18 protein-coding genes are annotated in these 16,517 nt (G+C 63.8%); 6 read left to right on the forward strand and 12 right to left on the reverse strand.

All coding sequences use genetic code 11. From position 1 onward, the window contains the following. Positions 1–177: 177 nt before the first annotated feature. A complete protein-coding gene (locus EOA78_RS08850) occupies positions 178–2,019 on the reverse strand; it encodes a DEAD/DEAH box helicase (protein WP_127314814.1) in 1,842 nt (613 codons plus the stop codon). A gap of 43 nt (positions 2,020–2,062) precedes the next feature. Then, on the reverse strand, positions 2,063–2,248 hold the full coding sequence (locus EOA78_RS35885; protein ID WP_164783680.1) for a hypothetical protein: 186 nt from the start codon (positions 2,246–2,248) through the stop codon (positions 2,063–2,065). A 206-nt stretch (positions 2,249–2,454) separates the two neighbouring features. On the opposite strand from EOA78_RS35885, the gene EOA78_RS08855 reads away from it, so the two are divergent. Further along, on the forward strand, positions 2,455–3,489 hold the full coding sequence (locus EOA78_RS08855; RefSeq protein WP_127314815.1) for an aspartate-semialdehyde dehydrogenase: 1,035 nt from the start codon (positions 2,455–2,457) through the stop codon (positions 3,487–3,489). A gap of 138 nt (positions 3,490–3,627) precedes the next feature. On the opposite strand, the gene EOA78_RS08860 is transcribed toward EOA78_RS08855, so the two are convergent. Next, entirely contained in the window at positions 3,628–4,035 is a 408-nt protein-coding gene (locus tag EOA78_RS08860) for an ACT domain-containing protein (RefSeq protein WP_127314816.1), read from the reverse strand. 155 nt (positions 4,036–4,190) lie between these two features. Between EOA78_RS08860 and EOA78_RS08865 the strand changes: the two genes are divergently transcribed. From EOA78_RS08865 to EOA78_RS08875, 3 genes are all read left to right on the forward strand, one after another. Further along, entirely contained in the window at positions 4,191–5,096 is a 906-nt protein-coding gene (locus tag EOA78_RS08865) for a bestrophin family ion channel (protein ID WP_127314817.1), read from the forward strand. 132 nt (positions 5,097–5,228) lie between these two features. Then, entirely contained in the window at positions 5,229–5,639 is a 411-nt protein-coding gene (locus tag EOA78_RS08870; protein WP_127314818.1) for a DoxX family protein, read from the forward strand. 151 nt (positions 5,640–5,790) lie between these two features. After that, complete coding sequence (locus tag EOA78_RS08875) at positions 5,791–6,054, forward strand: YMGG-like glycine zipper-containing protein (protein ID WP_065007301.1); 264 nt, start codon at positions 5,791–5,793, stop codon at positions 6,052–6,054. 78 nt (positions 6,055–6,132) lie between these two features. Here the strand turns inward: EOA78_RS08875 and rpsP are convergent, their stop codons facing one another. The 7 genes from rpsP to EOA78_RS08910 form a co-directional block, all read right to left on the reverse strand. Further along, a complete protein-coding gene (gene rpsP / locus EOA78_RS08880; protein WP_027153676.1) occupies positions 6,133–6,534 on the reverse strand; it encodes a 30S ribosomal protein S16 in 402 nt (133 codons plus the stop codon). A gap of 44 nt (positions 6,535–6,578) precedes the next feature. Then, positions 6,579–6,905 (reverse strand): chorismate mutase, encoded by a 327-nt coding sequence (locus EOA78_RS08885; RefSeq protein WP_065007303.1) that lies wholly within the window; start codon positions 6,903–6,905, stop codon positions 6,579–6,581. 7 nt (positions 6,906–6,912) lie between these two features. Continuing rightward, the gene (ffh, locus tag EOA78_RS08890; protein WP_127314819.1) at positions 6,913–8,532 is read right to left on the reverse strand and encodes a signal recognition particle protein; all 1,620 of its coding nucleotides are present in this window, start codon (positions 8,530–8,532) and stop codon (positions 6,913–6,915) included. Between the two features lie 325 nt (positions 8,533–8,857). After that, positions 8,858–9,805: a type II CAAX endopeptidase family protein gene (locus tag EOA78_RS08895; protein ID WP_127314820.1), complete on the reverse strand. Its 948-nt coding sequence runs from the start codon at positions 9,803–9,805 to the stop codon at positions 8,858–8,860. Between the two features lie 201 nt (positions 9,806–10,006). Beyond that, positions 10,007–10,606, reverse strand: coding sequence for a DUF1236 domain-containing protein (locus tag EOA78_RS08900; RefSeq protein WP_127314821.1), 600 nt, complete (start codon positions 10,604–10,606; stop codon positions 10,007–10,009). Between the two features lie 63 nt (positions 10,607–10,669). Next, positions 10,670–11,761, reverse strand: a complete 1,092-nt coding sequence (locus EOA78_RS08905; RefSeq protein ID WP_127314822.1) for a putative zinc-binding metallopeptidase — start codon at positions 11,759–11,761, stop codon at positions 10,670–10,672. A gap of 100 nt (positions 11,762–11,861) precedes the next feature. Further along, the gene (locus EOA78_RS08910) at positions 11,862–13,109 is read right to left on the reverse strand and encodes an NAD(P)/FAD-dependent oxidoreductase (RefSeq protein WP_127314823.1); all 1,248 of its coding nucleotides are present in this window, start codon (positions 13,107–13,109) and stop codon (positions 11,862–11,864) included. Between the two features lie 264 nt (positions 13,110–13,373). On the opposite strand from EOA78_RS08910, the gene EOA78_RS08915 reads away from it, so the two are divergent. Further along, positions 13,374–14,168, forward strand: coding sequence for a lytic transglycosylase domain-containing protein (locus EOA78_RS08915; protein ID WP_127314824.1), 795 nt, complete (start codon positions 13,374–13,376; stop codon positions 14,166–14,168). 112 nt (positions 14,169–14,280) lie between these two features. On the opposite strand, the gene EOA78_RS08920 is transcribed toward EOA78_RS08915, so the two are convergent. Together EOA78_RS08920 and leuD are read right to left on the reverse strand one after the other, a co-directional pair. After that, positions 14,281–15,210 (reverse strand): hypothetical protein, encoded by a 930-nt coding sequence (locus EOA78_RS08920; RefSeq protein ID WP_127314825.1) that lies wholly within the window; start codon positions 15,208–15,210, stop codon positions 14,281–14,283. Positions 15,211–15,269: 59 nt separating this feature from the next. After that, on the reverse strand, positions 15,270–15,875 hold the full coding sequence (leuD, locus tag EOA78_RS08925; protein WP_127314826.1) for a 3-isopropylmalate dehydratase small subunit: 606 nt from the start codon (positions 15,873–15,875) through the stop codon (positions 15,270–15,272). A gap of 152 nt (positions 15,876–16,027) precedes the next feature. On the opposite strand from leuD, the gene EOA78_RS08930 reads away from it, so the two are divergent. After that, complete coding sequence (locus EOA78_RS08930) at positions 16,028–16,453, forward strand: GNAT family N-acetyltransferase (protein WP_127314827.1); 426 nt, start codon at positions 16,028–16,030, stop codon at positions 16,451–16,453. Positions 16,454–16,517: the final 64 nt, after the last annotated feature.

A 16,517-nucleotide genomic window follows, 5' to 3' on the forward strand; every position in this document is an offset into this window, starting at 1 on the left:
TGGCCCATGCTTTCATCATCCCCGGGCGGAGCGAACGCGAAGCGGAGCGCAGACCCTGGGAATGACGAAGTGAGGGACGTTCCGGTCAATCCTAGAGGTTTGCGATTTGACACGGAACGCAGCAATCGACGTTCACTCGGCCGGCCTCCGACCTGTTAAGATTACCGTGTCGAGGAACTAAGCCGGCCGCTTCTTCGATTTCTTGTTCTTGGCGGGTCCGGTCTTGTCGAATTTCGGCTTGCCTACCTTCCCCGCCCAGGGCTTTGCCTCGAACGCGGCAGCGCGCTGATCGGCTGATGGTGCGCGCTTCTCGAATTTGGGCGCATTCTGGTCGAACGTCCGCTTGCCGCGGTGCGGCTTCTTGTCGGGTCGCGGTTCCTGATAGCCGGCCCGCGACAGGTCGGGCGTGCCGTCCAGCCGCTTCACCGCGATGTTGTTCTGCAGCTTGCGGTCGGGGCCAATCGCCTGGAGAAACCGGTCAGCCCAATCCGCCGCGATCTGCACGAAGGTTTCCTTAGGCTGCATCTTGATGGCACCGATCTCGCGCTTGCTGATACCGCCGGTCCGGCACAGCATCGGGATCAGCCAGCGCGGCTCGGCATTCTGCCGGCGTCCCACCGACAGCGAGAACCAGACGCTGTCGCCGAAATCGTCGCGGCGGCTGGGCGCCTCGTCCCTGCGCGCAAACTTGTCGCCCGACGGCGTGAACGGCACGACGTCAAGAAGATCCTCGGGCGCCGAGCGGCTGGAGCGGCACAAGCGCACGAACGCGGCGGCCACCTGTTCGGGGCCGTGCTGCTCGAGAAGCGCATTGATGAAGCCGCGCTCCTCTTCCTTCACCGGTTCGCTGAAGACCGGGTCGGCGAGGATGCGCTCGTCGTCGCGACGCAGCACGTCGTCGGCCGAAGGCGGGCTTGCCCATGTCGCCGCAAGGCCGGCACTTTGCAGCAGCCGTTCGGTGCGCCTGCGGGCACTGTTGGGCACGATCAGCGCGCTGACACCTTTGCGTCCCGCCCGTCCCGTCCGCCCGCTTCGGTGCAGCAGCGTCTCCGGATTGGTCGGCAGGTCGGCATGGATCACCAGTTCAAGGTTGGGCAGGTCGATGCCGCGTGCCGCCACGTCGGTGGCGATGCAGACCTTGGCGCGGCCGTCGCGCATCGACTGCAGCGCGTGGCTGCGCTCGTTCTGACTCAGCTCGCCCGAAAGCGCCACGACGGAAAAGTTGCGGTTGTTGAAGCGCGCGGTCAGGTGATTGACGGCGGCGCGCGTGTTGCAGAACACCAGTGCGTTCTTCGCCTCGTAATAGCGCAGCACGTTGATGATGGCGTTTTCCCGATCGGGCTGAGCTACGCTCAGCGCCCGGTATTCGATGTCGAGATGCTGCTTCTCCTCGCCGGAGGCCGAGATGCGCACCGCATCGCGCTGGTAGCCTTTGGCCAGTGTGGCAATGGCGCGCGGCACGGTAGCCGAAAACATCAGCGTGCGGCGCTCGGCAGGGGCGGCGTCGAGGATGAATTCGAGATCCTCACGAAAGCCGAGATCGAGCATCTCGTCGGCCTCGTCGAGCACCACTGCCTTCAGTTCAGACATGTCGAGCGAGTTGCGGGTGATGTGGTCGCGCAGCCGGCCGGGCGTGCCGACAACGATATGGGCGCCGCGCTCCAGCACGCGCCGCTCGGTTCGCATGTCCATGCCGCCAACGCAGGACGCTATCGCTGCGCCGGTCGGTTCATAGAGCCATTCGAGCTCGCGCGTCACCTGCAAAGCGAGCTCCCGCGTCGGCGCGATGGCCAGCGCCAGCGGTGCTGCGGCATGGGAAAAGCGCTCCGCGCCGTCGAGAAGAGTCGGCGCCAGAGCCAGGCCGAAGGCAACGGTCTTGCCAGAGCCGGTCTGCGCCGAAACCAGCGCATCGGCCTGCCCGAGCTCGAGAACCGCCTCCTGCACAGGCGTCAGCTCGACATAGCCGCGTTTCTCCAGCGCCTTTGCAAGCGCGGGGACAATAGCTTCGAAATTGGACATATGCTTCTTTCGGAATTCGGATTCTTTTATGCCCCGCAATGGGTCATCCGTCGGCGAGCGCCAGGAGCGCCACGAGCCGAACATCCAATCGTTCGTACTTCGCGCCGCCGCCATTGTACAGGGCAAGCCGCCTCGCCGGGTCGCGATTGACTCTTTGCGCAAACTGCGTAAAAGCCGGCACCGAACGGGATAGTTTCGATGCGCGGCCTTTTGATGGCGCTTCTTGCATTCGACCTCCCCGGCCGCAATGCGAACCATTGGGCCGGGCGTGTCGGCGCGTCTCCTCGTTCCAGCAAAACTACGGCTAAAACGACCACTAAAACGGTCTGATTCCCTTGGCCTAACCACCCTCTCCCGGGTCCGGCCCGGGGGTTGAAACCCGCATCGGTCGGCGGGTTTTCTCCAAAAACCGAGCGGAGAGGACAGGAGATTTCGATGAGTTTCAAGGTTGCAATCGTCGGCGCCACGGGCAATGTGGGCCGGGAAATGCTCAACATACTGGAAGAGCGCGGCTTTCCGGTGAGCGAGGTGGTGGCGCTGGCCTCGCGGCGCAGCCAGGGCACGGAAGTGTCGTTCGGCGACCGCACACTGAAGGTCAGGGCGCTCGACCAATACGATTTTTCCGACACCGACATCTGCATCATGTCGGCCGGCGGCAACGTCTCGAAGGAATGGTCGCCGAAGATCGGCAAGCAGGGCTGCGTCGTCATCGATAATTCGTCGGCCTTCCGCTACGATCAGGACGTGCCGCTGATCGTGCCGGAGGTGAACCCGGACGCGATTTCGCTGTTCACGCGCAAGAACATCATCGCCAATCCGAACTGCTCGACGGCGCAACTGGTCGTGGCGCTAAAGCCGCTGCACGACTTCGCCACCATCAAGCGCATCGTCGTCGCCACCTACCAGTCGGTATCCGGCGCCGGCAAGGAAGGCATGGACGAATTGTTCACGCAGACGCGGGCCGTGTTCGTCGCCGACCAGGTCGACGTCAAGAAATTCACCAAGCGCATTGCCTTCAACGTCATCCCGCATATCGACGTCTTCCTCGACGACGGCTTCACCAAGGAAGAGTGGAAGATGGTCGCCGAGACCAAGAAGATGCTCGACCCCAAGATCAAGCTGACGGCGACCTGCGTGCGCGTGCCGGTGTTCATTGGCCATTCGGAAGCAGTCAACATCGAATTCGAAAAGCCGATCACCGCCGACGACGCGCGGGAAATTCTCCGGGATGCCCCCGGCTGCCAGGTTCTCGACAAACGCGAGGACGGCGGCTACATCACGCCGCTGGACTCGGCCGGCGAAGATGCCACATTCATTTCGCGCATCCGCGAGGATTCGACCGTCGACAACGGCCTGTCGATGTGGATCGTCTCCGACAATCTGCGCAAGGGCGCGGCACTCAACGCCGTGCAGATCGCGGAGCTGCTGATCGAGCGCGGGCTGATCCAGCCGAAGAAGAAGGCGGCTTGATTCTCGCTCACGGGCTCGGCCTTCGGCCGGTTTAGTTTTGCTCACGGGCCGTATCGCCGCTGCCGCGGCGGGCCCTCTGCGGGGGCGCCGGAAAGCCGGCGGCCCGCAGTCGCGGGCTCGGCCCTTGGCCGATACAGCCTACAGCCGATTCTCCTCCGCCAGCCTCTTTAGAATCGCCATTGCCTCTTCCGCCTGGTCGGCGGGCACGAACAAATGGTCGTGGTAGAAGGCCGAGACCGGATTGACGCCGATGCCGGCGGCGGCCAGACGCGTGGTGATGGCGGCGAGGAAGCCGACCGCCTCCAGCGACGAATGGATGTTCAGCGTCACCATCCGGCAGCGGAACACGGTCTCCAGGCCAGCGGCCTTGGCTCTCTCTTCAAGCGCGATCGCCGTCGTCCCCTCGCGCTCGCGAAACAGCATCATCGGCTCGAGGCTGTCCGGCACGGGCGCATCGGGCGGCAGTGTGGCGAAGACATGGGTGCCGGGACGCAATTCCGGCGTCATCGTTGCCAGCAGTTTCTTCAGATCGGTCTCGCCGGCCATCGATTGCTCCCGAATGTCTTGCGGATTTTCGATAACGTGCTCGGCCCAGGCCCGCAAGGCGACGCCGCCATGTCGCTGACGGCTGGGCTTGTGCGTGTATTGCATCGCACAATGGAACCGATCAGGATCATTGCCGGTCCGTGAAAGGGGTTTCGATGATCGTTCGCCCGCGCCCGGGATTCTTGCATCTGTTCTTCATCATGCGCGGCTCGGTGGTGCCGCGCATCCTGCCGCAGATCTTCGGCTTCGGTGTCTATGGCGCGCTGGTGGTGCTGGCGGTCAGGGCGCTGAAGCTCGACTTCGGCGATGCCGGCCCCGCGCCGTTTGCCTTGCTCGGTGTGGCGCTGTCGATCTATCTCGGTTTCCGCAACAATGCCGCCTATGACCGCTGGTGGGAAGCGCGCAAGCTGTGGGGCCAGCTTGTCTTCGACATTCGCAATCTGGCGCGCGCCAGCACCGGGCTGATCGAAAACCCGGCGGAACTGCGCGGCCTGTTGATGGAGGCGATCGCCTTCTGCCACTTCCTGCGCGGCCTGCTTCGGCGGGTAGATGCCACGACCGAAGCACGCGCGTTCATCGGCGAAGAGGCCGAAAGTGCCGCCAGGCTGGCCAACCCGCCCGACGCCATGGTGCGGCGTATGGGCGAGCGAGCCGCCGCGCTATACAGGGCCGGGGCGATCGATGTCATGGGCTACCGCATCCTCGACGAGCGCCTGTCGGAAATCGCCGCAGCGCAAGCCGGCTGCGAGCGCATTATGGGGACACCGCTTCCGTTTGCCTACACGCTGCTCTTGCAGCGCACCGCCTATATCTTCTGCCTGCTGCTGCCGTTTGGGCTGGCATCGACTGCCGGCTGGGCGACGCCGCTGTTCACGGCGCTGATCGCCTACACCTTCTTCGGCCTCGACGCGCTTTCGGAAGAACTCGAGGACCCGTTCGGCACCGAGGCTAACGATCTCGCCCTCGACGGCCTGTGCCGCGTCTGTGAAATCTCGGTGTTCGAATCGCTCGGCGAGCCGCCGCCGAAAATGATCCCTGCCGAAAAGTTCTATTTTTCTTAACGGTTTGTTCCGGCGCTCATCGCAGCACCATGCGCTCAAAAGATCGTAGGCGTGTCGGATCGTCGTCTCACGCCGCGTCCTTGGTTCGACCCTGGCGAAGAGCGGCCAGCGCTTGAAACAACCGGAGGACCAATGACCATGTCTCAAACTGCATCCGTCACGCCGGGCGCGCTGTGGACCGGCCGCGGGCTCAGCGCCCTCATCGTGCTGTTCATGATCTTCGACGGCGTCATCAAGCTGCCGCCGCTCGATATCGTTACCCAGACCATGGTGCAGCTCGGCTGGCCGGCCGATCCCGATGCCTCGCGCATGCTCGGCATCATCGGACTGATCTCGACCGCGCTTTATGCGGTGCCGCGCACCTCGGTGCTTGGCGCCATCCTGCTCACCGCCTACCTCGGTGGCGCCATCGCGACGCATATACGTATCGGCAGCCCGCTGTTTTCGCACACACTGTTCGGCGTCTATCTCGGTTTCATCTTGTGGGGCGGCCTTTTCCTGCGCAACCCCAGGGTGCGCGCGCTGATCCCGTTCAGCCGATAGTGGCGGCTTCAAAAGCCGTTCGATGGCGGTCGCGTCGCCGGAGAGGGCGCGGTCTGCCGCCGCCCTTCTTCTGTCTTCGGATCAAATCGCCTGGTTGCGAGTTAGAAGATGTGGCGGCGAGGACGGAAAAACCCGTTTGAGAGGAACGACAATGAAGAAACTGGTAGTCCTGATGATATTGGCAACCTCGCTCGCAGCCTGTTCCCGGACCGAACAGGGCGCAGCGGTCGGTGGCTTGGGTGGCGCTGCTGTCGGCGCTGCAGTGGCCGATGACGACGTTGAAGGGGCGGTGATCGGTGGTGCTGTCGGCGCCCTCGCCGGCGCACTGATCGGTCGTGCTACCGAACCCGGACGGTGCCGCTATCGCGGTCGCGATGGGCGTGTCTACATCGCCCGCTGCCCTGAAGGCTATTGATCGGGCCGCGTCATAAGTCGGACGGAACAGCAAAACGGCGGACAAAGCGCCCGCCGTTCATAGGGGATAGAAAGCGAATTATTCGGCGGTCGCGGCTTCCGCCTCGGCCGGCGCGGCTGCCGCGGCGGCAACAGCGGCGGCTGCATCGTCCTGCGCCTTCTTCAGAAGCGCGGCGCGTTCCTGCGCCTTCTTGCCGGGCTCGGCCTTCTTCGGATTGGAGCGGGCCTCACGCTTGGCAATGCCGGCCTCGTCGAGGAAGCGCAGCACGCGGTCGGTCGGCTGGGCGCCGTGCGAGAGCCAATGCTTGACGCGGTCGGCGTCGACCTTGACGCGCTCGCCGTCCTTGGGCAGCAGCGGGTTCCACGAGCCGAGCGACTCGATGAAACGGCCGTCGCGCGGCGAACGGGCGTCGGCGACGACGACGTGGTAATAGGGGCGCTTCTTCGAGCCCGCACGGGCCAGCCGGATTTTCAATGGCATTTCTTTTCTCCTAAAACTCTGATTTTCGGGTTTACGGCTGGTCCTCAGCCGGTTTTCGTTACGCCGTTGGATGCGGCGATGTGCTCATGATGTCGGATCACTTCGCGGACAACGAAGTTCAGGAATTTCTCCGCGAAATCCGGGTCGAGATGGGCATCCTTCGCCAGTTGGCGAAGGCGGGCGATCTGCTGCTGCTCGCGTGCCGGATCGGCCGGCGGCAGGCCATGCGACGCCTTCAGCTCGCCGACCGCCTTGGTGCAGCGGAAACGCTCGGCCAGCATGTAGATGAGCGCTGCGTCGATGTTGTCGATCGAGGCGCGGTAGTCGACCAGCGCCGCACGTGCGTCGGCCATGTCCTTTTCTTCGTTCATGGCGCCCTCACTTCTTCTTGCCAAGGCCGGGAAGCCCGCCACCGCCCAAGCCAGGAAGCTTCATGCCGCCGGGCAGCCCAGGCAGGCCGCCACCCCCATTGGGAAGGCCACCGGGCAGGCCCTTCATGCCGCCGAGACCGGCTGCCTGCGCCTGCTTTTGCAAGGCTTCGAGCTGCTTGGGGTCCATCTTGGACAGATCCGGCATGCCGCCGCCCATCATGCCGCCCGGGCCACCAATGCCTCCCATACCCCCTGGCATCATGCCGCCGAGGCCCATCTTCTGCGCCAGACCGCCCATCATGCCGCGCATCAGGCCACCGCCTTTGCCCTTGCCGCCCATCGCCTTCATCATATCGGCCATGCCGCGGTGCATCTTCAGGAGCTTGTTGATCTCGGCCGCATCGGTGCCGGAACCGGCGGCGATGCGCTTCTTGCGCGAGTGCTTCAGAATATCGGGGTTGGCGCGCTCGGCCTTGGTCATCGATGAGATGATGGCGAGCTGGCGGCCGAACATCTTGTCGTCGAGACCGGCGGCGGCCATCTGATCCTTCATCTTGCCCATGCCCGGCATCATCCCCATGATGCCGCCCATGCCGCCCATCTTCGACATCTGCTGAAGCTGGCCGGCAAGGTCGTTCAGGTCGAATTTGCCCGACTGCATCTTCTTGGCCATCGCCGCCGCCTGCTCGGCGTCGATGTTTTCGGCAGCCTTTTCGACGAGGCTGATGATGTCGCCCATGCCGAGGATGCGGTCGGCGATGCGCTTGGGATGGAATTCCTCCAGCCCGTCCATTTTCTCGCCGGTGCCGATCAGCTTGATCGGTTTGCCGGTGACGGCGCGCATGGAAAGTGCTGCACCACCACGGCCATCACCGTCCATGCGGGTCAGCACCAGCCCGGTGATGCCGACGCGCTCATCGAAGCTTTTCGCCAGATTGACGGCGTCCTGGCCGGTCAGCGAATCGGCGACCAAAAGAATTTCGTGCGGCGACGACACCTTCTTGATGTCGGCCATCTCGACCATCAGCGGCTCGTCGATATGGGTGCGGCCGGCGGTGTCGAGGATGACGACGTCATGGCCGCCGAGCTTTGCCGCCTGCACGGCGCGGCGGGCGATGTCGACCGGCGTCTGGCCCTCGACGATCGGCAGCGTGGCGACCTTGACCTGTTCGCCGAGCTGACGGAGCTGCTCCTGCGCGGCGGGACGCCGCGTGTCGAGCGAGGCCATCAGAACCTTCTTGTTCTGGCGCTCGCCGAGGCGCTTGGCGATCTTGGCCGATGTCGTGGTCTTGCCGGAGCCCTGCAGGCCGACCATCATGATGACGACCGGAGCCGGTGCATTGAGGTCGATGGCGACGCCCTCGGCGCCCAGCATCTCGACCAACTCGTCATGAACGATCTTGACGACCATCTGGCCGGGCTTGATCGACTTCAGCACGGCGGCGCCGACGGCCTTCTCGCGTACCCTGTCGGTGAAGGAACGTACCACTTCCAGCGCAACGTCGGCCTCGAGCAGCGCACGGCGCACCTCGCGCAGCGCCGCCGAGACGTCGGCGTCGGACAGGGCACCGCGGCCGGTGAGGCCGTTCAGGATCGAACCAAGACGCTCTTGCAGCGATTCAAACATTCTTTTTCCTTTTCCCTGGCACCCGGATGATGCCCGAGAAGTAATGCGTTCGCGCCCAGTGTCCAAGTAAAGCCCAAAGCCAAAAAGCACCCGGGGGCGCACAGCGCTGCCGGATGTTGGCCTCCAGGATCGATTTACAGCACGTCACCTCAAAGAGGCTTCGGCGTCCCGGTCGGCTTGCTCGGAGGGATACTCGTCGCGGAATTCGCGGCGTGTAGACAGGAAATCGGCCGCGGAGTCAAGGTGCGGGCCGAATACGCGAACCGGGCCGGTTCGGTTTATCGCAGCACCACCAGCGTGATGCGCATCAGCTTGGGCCGCCGCGCTACGAAATATCCGGCTCGACCTTGAGCGGCGAGCGCGGATGCAGCAGCAGCAGAACAGTCGACAGGCTACTGACGATGCCGATCGCCGCGATGAGGACGGCATCAAGCGTCGTCCAGCCAGGGCCTTCGAGCGGCTTGGCGTTGAACAGGGCGAAGGAATTGTAGCTTTGCTGATGCGAAATCAGCAGGAAACCGGTCAGATTGTTGCCGAGATGAGCGCCGAAGGCCGCGCCGAGATTGCCCGTGGCATAGACCACAAGCGTCAGGAGCAGCGCAAAAGCGGCGATCGAGGCCAGCACGCAGGCGTTGATGGCGGCCGTCGAGCTTGGGCTCCAATGCATCGCAGTGAACAGAAGCGCTGGCAGCAATGCCCAGATGAAGGGGCTTTGAAACCGGTTGGCCAGGCCCCTGAGTAGATAGCCGCGAAACAGCACCTCTTCGGACGAGGTCTGCAGCAGGGTCAGCGCAGCGATCGGGATCAGGAACAGCAGCCAGGACGACAGGCCGATCGCGCCGCGCGCAATCTCGGGCTGCAGGAGATAGAGCAGGATTTCGGAGAGCAGCGATGTGATCAACACCGCGGCCAATCCCCTAAGAAATCCCGAGCGCGAAACGCGGCGGCTGGTGCCGATCAGCGCCGCCAGCGGTTCGCGATGGACCCAGCGCATGGCAGCCCACAGACCGAGCCATATCCCGGCAAAGGAGGCGAGCGCGGCGAGGATCCCGGCGGGCGAGGCCATGAAATTCTGCACCGCCCCTCCTTCCATCGGGGCGCCAGACGATGCCTGCCAGACGACGAAGAAATAGGCGCCGCCGAACAGCATGGCGACGGTTGTCGCGACCCAGAACAGGACGACCATCGCCGTTCCGAGCAGGAGCCGCGGCAGGGTCGTCTTGGCGTTGGGAGAGCGCCGGTAGCGCTCGAACGCGACAGGGTCTGATATCACGCGGGTTCCTTGCCTGATGCATCGGGTCGCATGATCTAGAGCATTGGGCCCGAAAGTGGAACCGGTTTGGGAAAATCCGACGCTCGAACAAAAGGCTGGAGCGGCGGGCACGCCGCTCCAGCGCGAAGCTCCGGTTAACGTGGCGGACAGAGGCGGCCGCAGTCGGCTCGTGCCGGGCGGCCGCCTGATTGCTCGCTGATGTCAGCGCTCGACGTACATGATGCGTCGGGTGCCGGGATCGACCAGCGCCGGCTGCCCATTCACATAGACGTAGCGGTAGTCGTAGTCCGGAATCTCGCGCAACTCGACGGTATCGGGCAAGGTCGCGCCGGTAACCACCTCGCCCTCGAGATAGACCGGGTCGACTCGGTTGGTCTCGATGTAGGTGCGGACCTCGGCCGGAGGCCGCCTGATCGGCTCGATCGGCTCGCCGGCGACGATCGCTCCGGTATAGATGTCGGGATCGTCGACGTCGGCCGGCGCTTCGACGATGGTAATGTCTGCGTCGGCCGGGCGCCGGGTCAGGACGACCTCGTTGCCGCCGAAATCGGCCGTCACATAGTCGGAATAGATCCAGCCCTGGCCATTGGCCTCGGCTATGGTGCACCATTTGCTGTTCTGGATGCAGCCATCAAGCGTTGCCGACTGGCCGGCGGCGAGCACGCCGATGACCGGGTATTGCGGGCCGGGGCCGGCTCGAATGTTGAGATCGGCGACAGCCGAGACAGCGGTATCGGCCAAGGCTGTACCCGACATGGCGACAAGCGCTCCGGCGACAGCAGGAAACAGTATGCGGTTCATGGTTTCGCTCCGTATTGATGGTCCCTCACGAACGGAAACGAAACAGGGCTTCATGCGTTCCGGCTAAAACGCCTCGGCCGGCTCACGTTTTGTTCCGGTTTCTTTCACGTCAGCCAGCAGTTCATGGACGAAGGCCAGCTTCCGTGCCGTCACCTCCGAGATGACAAAGGGGTAAAGGTCCGGCAGGCCCATGCAGCGGTTGATCGAGTTGGACGCTTCCGACAGCACCAGCCAGCGGGCCAGGATCTTTTCGAACGGTTCGGGAACGGCCGCAGGTTCCGACGGCGCCGGTTGCAGCTCGCCGCCGGTGTCGCTGCGCGACAGCTCGTTGGCCTCTACCGTTTCCAGTCGGCCGAGCGGGAAATTCAGCGCGTGCACCATCTCCAGCGTATCGGTGATGTGCAGGTGGTGTGCCCATGTCTCGGCCCAGTCCTCCCAGGGATGAGAAGTGGCATAGGCCGAAATGTGGTCCTGCTGCCAGTCGGGCGCAGCACCATTGGCATGGTAGGCCTTCAGCGCCTGCTCGTAATCGATGCGCTCGTCGCCGAACAATGCGCGGAAGGCGGCAAGCCGTTGCGGGTCGTCGCGGATCAGGCGGTCCCAGTAATAGTGGCCGAGCTCGTGGCGGAAATGACCGAGCAAAGTGCGGTAGTTCTCGCCCATCTCGACGCGCCGTCTTTCGCGCTCGGCCGAGTCCGCCTCGGCGACATTCAGTGTGATCAGGCCGTTGTCATGGCCGGTCAGGATGCGCTCGCCACCCGGACCGCCGATCGGATCGGCGAGGAAGTCGAAGGCCAGGCCGGCCTCGTCGCCGACGTTCCGCTTGGGTGCGACCGGCAGTCCGGCGGCGAGCAGCGAATAGATTGCCCGTTTCTTAGCCGCTTCGACGCGGATCCAGCGACGGCGGTTGCCATCGACCGAAAGGTCCGGGATCAACTGGTTCAGCTCGCAGGCGCGGCAGAAGGCATGGCCAGGTTCCGCCATCCAGTTGCAGGCGCACTCGTCGGCATTGGTGCACTGGAAAACGCCGCCGGCGCCGGACAACACGAAGCGCGCATGCTCGGGATCGTACAACACGGGGCTGGCGCAGTTCAGGCACTGGGCGTTCTCGAAATAGAGGCGGTGGCCGCAATGCGGGCAAGCGAAGAGCTTCATCCCAATCTCAAATCATCAGGTCTCAAATCATCAGGTCCGGATATAGTGCGGAGCGGCATATCGCCCAAACGCCTGTCGGCGGCCGGCGTTCCTGCCAATGCTATTTTGCCGCAAGTTGCGCGGCGACCGTTCTCGCCACCGCCTCGCCCGACAGCCTGGCGCCGCCGCAGGTCTGCATCAGCGGACCGGCCAGATGCTCGCCGGCGAAGAAGATTTTTTCCGCCACCGGCTGCATCAGCGTGGCGCGCGCCTGCGAACGGCCGGGCCGGGCCGCCGCATAGGCGCCGCGCACGAACCGCTCGCCGCCCCAATTGGTCATCATGGCGCGCCCGACATGTTTCCGCACGTCCCCGCCGAATATGGCGCACAGCCGGTCGACGACGAAGTCGACGCCTGCCGCCTCGCCCGCCGCCGACATCTCCCAGGCGAAATCGCCGCCGACGAAGCCGACCATCAGGTCGAGGTCGAAGGGAAAGCAAAGGAAGTAGATGTCGTGCCTGGCCAGCCGCTCGATCAGCAGGTCGTCGAAGGGCGCCAGCCCGAGCCTTGTGCCCCTGATTTCGACCGGCAGCTTGGTCAGCATGCCCATCGGCAGGTCGAAGAAGGCAGCGAAATGTGTGTCGGGCAGCGCCGGCGAGAATTCGATCTCCTCGAAGGCGAGCACCGCCGGCGAGGCGGTGACGATGGCCGCCTTGGCGTGGATGGTGCCGCGATCGGTGACGCAGGCGACGCCAGGCACGTCCCAGAGGATTTTCCGCACCGGCGTCGACAGCTCGACGGGCACGTCGGCGCCGAAACGGGCGACCAGTGCGCCGAACCCCTCCTTGGTGAAATAGTTCGGATCGAGATCGGCGGCGGCCTGAAAGTCGCGGATCGAGATCTCGTCCTCGTCGGCGCCGAAGTCCATTGGCCCGGCGAAGGTGGCGGCGGCGCGCGGCGCATGGCCTTTGGCGAGCAACGCCGAAAGACGGTCGTCGTCACCAACCTTGACCTCATGCGCAGCCAGAAGCTCGAACAGCCTGCTATCGGCCGCTTTCATCGCGGCCTCTTCGTCCTCGCTCGCCTTTCGATTGCGATAATAGAGATGATCGACATTCATGTCGTGATGGTGAAGCGTCCAGCGGGCAGCTTGCGCCTCCGGAAAGTAGGGATTGCGGTCGGCCGCGTGCAGCCAGGCGCAGCCGATATCGAAAGGAATGCCGAAATGCTGATCGCTGGTCCAGGCGCGGCCGCCGATACGGTTCATCGCTTCGAACAGCTTGAAGGAAAGGCCGGCCCCAGCCAGGGTCTTGGCGGCGGAAAGTCCCGCCGAGCCGGCGCCGATGACCACGACGTCAACGTCTTCCATGGATATTCTAGCCCCCCGCCACAATAATTACTTGATCGTAAGCAACTTGTCCGGCATTCGCCAGCGCTGCGGCGGCGATGCGTAAACGAGTTCTTAGCGCATCGGCTCGAAAATCGGTGCCGATTTTCGGAAGCACAATGCGCAGATTGTAAAGTGTTGGAACGTACTGCGTCCAAGCGGCGCACGTCGCTCCAACGGTGACAAGTGGGCGTTTCGCTGGCAAATTCGTATTCGGGACAAAATCCAGGCAACCAGGAGAGCAACATGGCATTTTTTGCCAAGGGAAAGATTTTCGCGGCGGCGGCATCGATGATGCTTGCGGCGGCAACAGGCGCACAGGCCGCTCAATGCGGCAATACGGGCGCGGGCTTCGAAGCGTGGAAGGCTGAGTTCGCGCAGGAAGCAAAGGCCAGCGGTGTAGGCTCGAAGGGTCTGGCCGCTCTGGCACGCGCGACCTACGCAACAAAGACGATCGGCGTCGACCGCGCCATCCACAAGGCTTTCAGCGGCTCGGTGGAAAGTTTCATGAAGCGCCGTGGCGCGTCCACCATCATTTCCAAGGGCCGTTCGCTGAAGAAGTCGAACGCGGCGCTGTTCGGCAAGATCGAACGGACCTATGGCGTGTCGCCGGGTGTGTTGCTCGCCATCTGGGGTATGGAAACCGGCTTCGGTTCCTTCTTGGGCAAGCAGAATACGGTCTCCGCCATTTTAACGCTTGCCTATGATTGCCGCCGCCCGGAATTCTTCTACCCGCATGCTGTTGCAGCCCTGAAGCTGGTTGATAGCGGCGCTTTGAGCGCCTCGTCGGTCGGTGCCGCGCATGGCGAGATCGGCCACACACAGTTCCTGCCCGGGAATGTTTTGACGTATGGAGTTGGCAACAAAAATCTGCGCGACAAGGCCACCGCGTTGGCTTCCACCGCCAACTTCCTCAGAGGTCATGGTTGGCGGGCCGGCGCGAGCGCGGAAGCGAATATGGGCGCAATTGCTGGCTGGAATTCCGCGAGCGTCTATCAACAGGCCATCGCCCGCATGGCCACGGCGATCGATGGCGATTGATAGAATCTCTATTCGACGGAAAGCCCGGCCATGCGCCGGGCTTTTTTGTTGATGCTCTAAGGTTACGACAGCCGCCGCTCGGCCCCGCCTCGGGAACGCGCGAAGCAAGAAGCTAATTCGGCGAGCCGAGCGCCTTGTCCATCGCCTCCCTGACCTCGGCGGGCCACGTGTTCACAGCTGGCCACGCGTCCGGCTCGGGCTTGTCGCCCCGGCGGGCGAAATAGAGCTTGTTGTTGGCCGGATCGACCGCCATGAAGCCGTCATTGCCGCCGCAATCGTGCGGCACGCAGCCGCTGGCATAGAAGGCGCCCGAGGCGGTTTTCTCGGTGCCGCCGCCGACCAGCAGGCGGGTCGCCATCTCGGGCATCTCCTTGCCGAGCAGCGTCTCGGCCAGCCTGTAGACGGCCTCGTTGTGGAAAGCGTCGACGACGTTGTCGTATTTCGACGGATCGACGTCTTTCCAGTCAGTGCCGGGCTCCGGCATATAGGTGAGATTGCCGGAAGTCGTCAGCCCGTCCGTCGGCGACCATTGCAGCGCCGGCTTGGAAACGCCCGGCAGCAGGTAGGGCACGAAATAGATGGCGTTGTCGGAGATCGCAGCCGGCGGTGCGCCACATTCATCCTGCTCGACCGTGATGCTCTGGACGGTGCCGCCTTCTGGCTTCCAGACGATCACCGTGGCCGGGCCGCACTGGTTGCCGCCATCGCCGACATCGACCAGCGCGACGTTGACCCCGCCGACCTTGACGATCTTGTCGAACGACACCTCGTAATTGCTGGCCAGCTGCTTGCCGTCATAGGCCAGCACCTTCTCGCCATACTCTTCCTGCTGGGTGATGGTCAGCTGCCCACTCTCGAACGGGACCGGTGCTTGGCTGTCATCGTCGGCTAGGGCCGCATTGCTCGACGCGCCCAGGTCGGCGGCCCCGCCGGACGCATCGTAAGCCGGCACAAGCACCATGTCGGTCTGTGCATGCGCGCCAGTCACCGGCATTAGAATCCACGCCAGCGCGCAGGCGCCGGCAAGAAGCGAACGTATCATGACTGTCCCTCGTTCAGCCGCCACGAACCCGGCCTGTCGCGGCCGGGTCATCGTACCGCTCAGGCCCAGGGGCGTTCAGCGGCGTTCTTCTTCTCGAACGAGGCGATGGCGTCGGCCTTCTCCATGGTCAGGCCGATATCGTCGAGCCCGTTGAGCAGGCAGTGCCGCTTGAAGTCGTCGAGGTCGAACTTGACCACGCCGCCGTCCGGTCCGCGGATTTCCTTGGCTTCGAGGTCGACCGACAGCGTTGCGTTGGAACCGCGCGAGGCGTCGTCCATCAGCTTCTCCAGATCCTCGGGGCTGACGGTGATCGGCAGGATGCCGTTTTTGAAGCAGTTGTTGTAGAAAATGTCGGCGAACGAGGTCGAGATGACGCAGCGTATGCCGAAATCGAGCAGCGCCCACGGCGCATGTTCGCGCGACGAGCCGCAGCCGAAATTGTCGCCGGCGACCAGGATCTGCGCCTTGCGATAGGCCGGCTTGTTGAGCACGAAGTCGGGGTTTTCCGAACCGTCGTCCTTGTAGCGCATTTCGGCAAACAGTCCGCTGCCGAGCCCGGTGCGCTTGATCGTCTTGAGATAATCCTTGGGAATAATCATGTCGGTGTCGACATTGACGATCGGCATCGGCGCGGCAACGCCGGTGAGCTTCGTGAATTTTTCCATGGTCTTGCCCGTCTTCTTTTCTCTGCGGGGATGTGTTGGCGCCCGGTTTACACAAAGCTGCGGGCAAATAAAAGGCGGCTGTTTTCGGCTGGCCTTGGTCCTGGAGCACAGACCGCTTCAAAACCGCCGCCCTATGGTGCACCTTGGCCGGCATGACAACACGTCCCAAAGTTCTCTACGCCAGCGAACCGACCCTCGACGCAGCCGAGTTCCGCCGCGTGCTGGTGGAATCCGGCCTCGGCGTCACTCGGCCTATCGATGACGACCTCCGTCTGAAGGCGATGCTTGCCAATGCCGATCTGGTGTTGACGGCGCGGCTCGATACGCCTGGCAAGCCGCTGATTGGCCTCGCCCGAGGCATCACCGACTTCTCGTGGGTGTGCTATATTTCCGAGCTCGCCGTCTGCAAATCGGCGCAAGGGCTCGGCATCGGCAAGGGCCTGCTCGACGAAGCGCGGCGGCAGCTCGGGCCATCCGTCGCCATGTCACTGATTTCCGTGCCCGACGCCGTCGGCTTCTACGAACGGATAGGCATGACGCGCATGGCGGACGCGTTCTGGTTTGGCCGCGAGCGCTGACGGACGCATTTTTCTGCCGGCGGGAGCCAAGCAGCGGCCGAGCACGCGGAATAGTGCTGACAGG

It is taken from the genome of Mesorhizobium sp. M5C.F.Cr.IN.023.01.1.1 (assembly GCF_003997585.1).
In the GTDB taxonomy this organism is placed as follows: domain Bacteria; phylum Pseudomonadota; class Alphaproteobacteria; order Rhizobiales; family Rhizobiaceae; genus Mesorhizobium; species Mesorhizobium wenxiniae.

Bases quoted from the DNA above. Each gene is read 5' to 3' on its own strand.
- EOA78_RS08850 (WP_127314814.1), bottom strand. From the start codon at position 2,019: ATGTCCAATTTCGAAGCTATTGTCCCCGCGCTTGCAAAGGCGCTGGAG.
- EOA78_RS35885 (WP_164783680.1), bottom strand. From the start codon at position 2,248: ATGCAAGAAGCGCCATCAAAAGGCCGCGCATCGAAACTATCCCGTTCG.
- EOA78_RS08855 (WP_127314815.1), top strand. From the start codon at position 2,455: ATGAGTTTCAAGGTTGCAATCGTCGGCGCCACGGGCAATGTGGGCCGG.
- EOA78_RS08860 (WP_127314816.1), bottom strand. From the start codon at position 4,035: ATGGCCGGCGAGACCGATCTGAAGAAACTGCTGGCAACGATGACGCCG.
- EOA78_RS08865 (WP_127314817.1), top strand. From the start codon at position 4,191: ATGATCGTTCGCCCGCGCCCGGGATTCTTGCATCTGTTCTTCATCATG.
- EOA78_RS08870 (WP_127314818.1), top strand. From the start codon at position 5,229: ATGACCATGTCTCAAACTGCATCCGTCACGCCGGGCGCGCTGTGGACC.
- EOA78_RS08875 (WP_065007301.1), top strand. From the start codon at position 5,791: ATGAAGAAACTGGTAGTCCTGATGATATTGGCAACCTCGCTCGCAGCC.
- rpsP (WP_027153676.1), bottom strand. From the start codon at position 6,534: ATGCCATTGAAAATCCGGCTGGCCCGTGCGGGCTCGAAGAAGCGCCCC.
- EOA78_RS08885 (WP_065007303.1), bottom strand. From the start codon at position 6,905: ATGAACGAAGAAAAGGACATGGCCGACGCACGTGCGGCGCTGGTCGAC.
- ffh (WP_127314819.1), bottom strand. From the start codon at position 8,532: ATGTTTGAATCGCTGCAAGAGCGTCTTGGTTCGATCCTGAACGGCCTC.
- EOA78_RS08900 (WP_127314821.1), bottom strand. From the start codon at position 10,606: ATGAACCGCATACTGTTTCCTGCTGTCGCCGGAGCGCTTGTCGCCATG.
- EOA78_RS08905 (WP_127314822.1), bottom strand. From the start codon at position 11,761: ATGAAGCTCTTCGCTTGCCCGCATTGCGGCCACCGCCTCTATTTCGAG.
- EOA78_RS08910 (WP_127314823.1), bottom strand. From the start codon at position 13,109: ATGGAAGACGTTGACGTCGTGGTCATCGGCGCCGGCTCGGCGGGACTT.
- EOA78_RS08915 (WP_127314824.1), top strand. From the start codon at position 13,374: ATGGCATTTTTTGCCAAGGGAAAGATTTTCGCGGCGGCGGCATCGATG.
- EOA78_RS08920 (WP_127314825.1), bottom strand. From the start codon at position 15,210: ATGATACGTTCGCTTCTTGCCGGCGCCTGCGCGCTGGCGTGGATTCTA.
- leuD (WP_127314826.1), bottom strand. From the start codon at position 15,875: ATGGAAAAATTCACGAAGCTCACCGGCGTTGCCGCGCCGATGCCGATC.
- EOA78_RS08930 (WP_127314827.1), top strand. From the start codon at position 16,028: ATGACAACACGTCCCAAAGTTCTCTACGCCAGCGAACCGACCCTCGAC.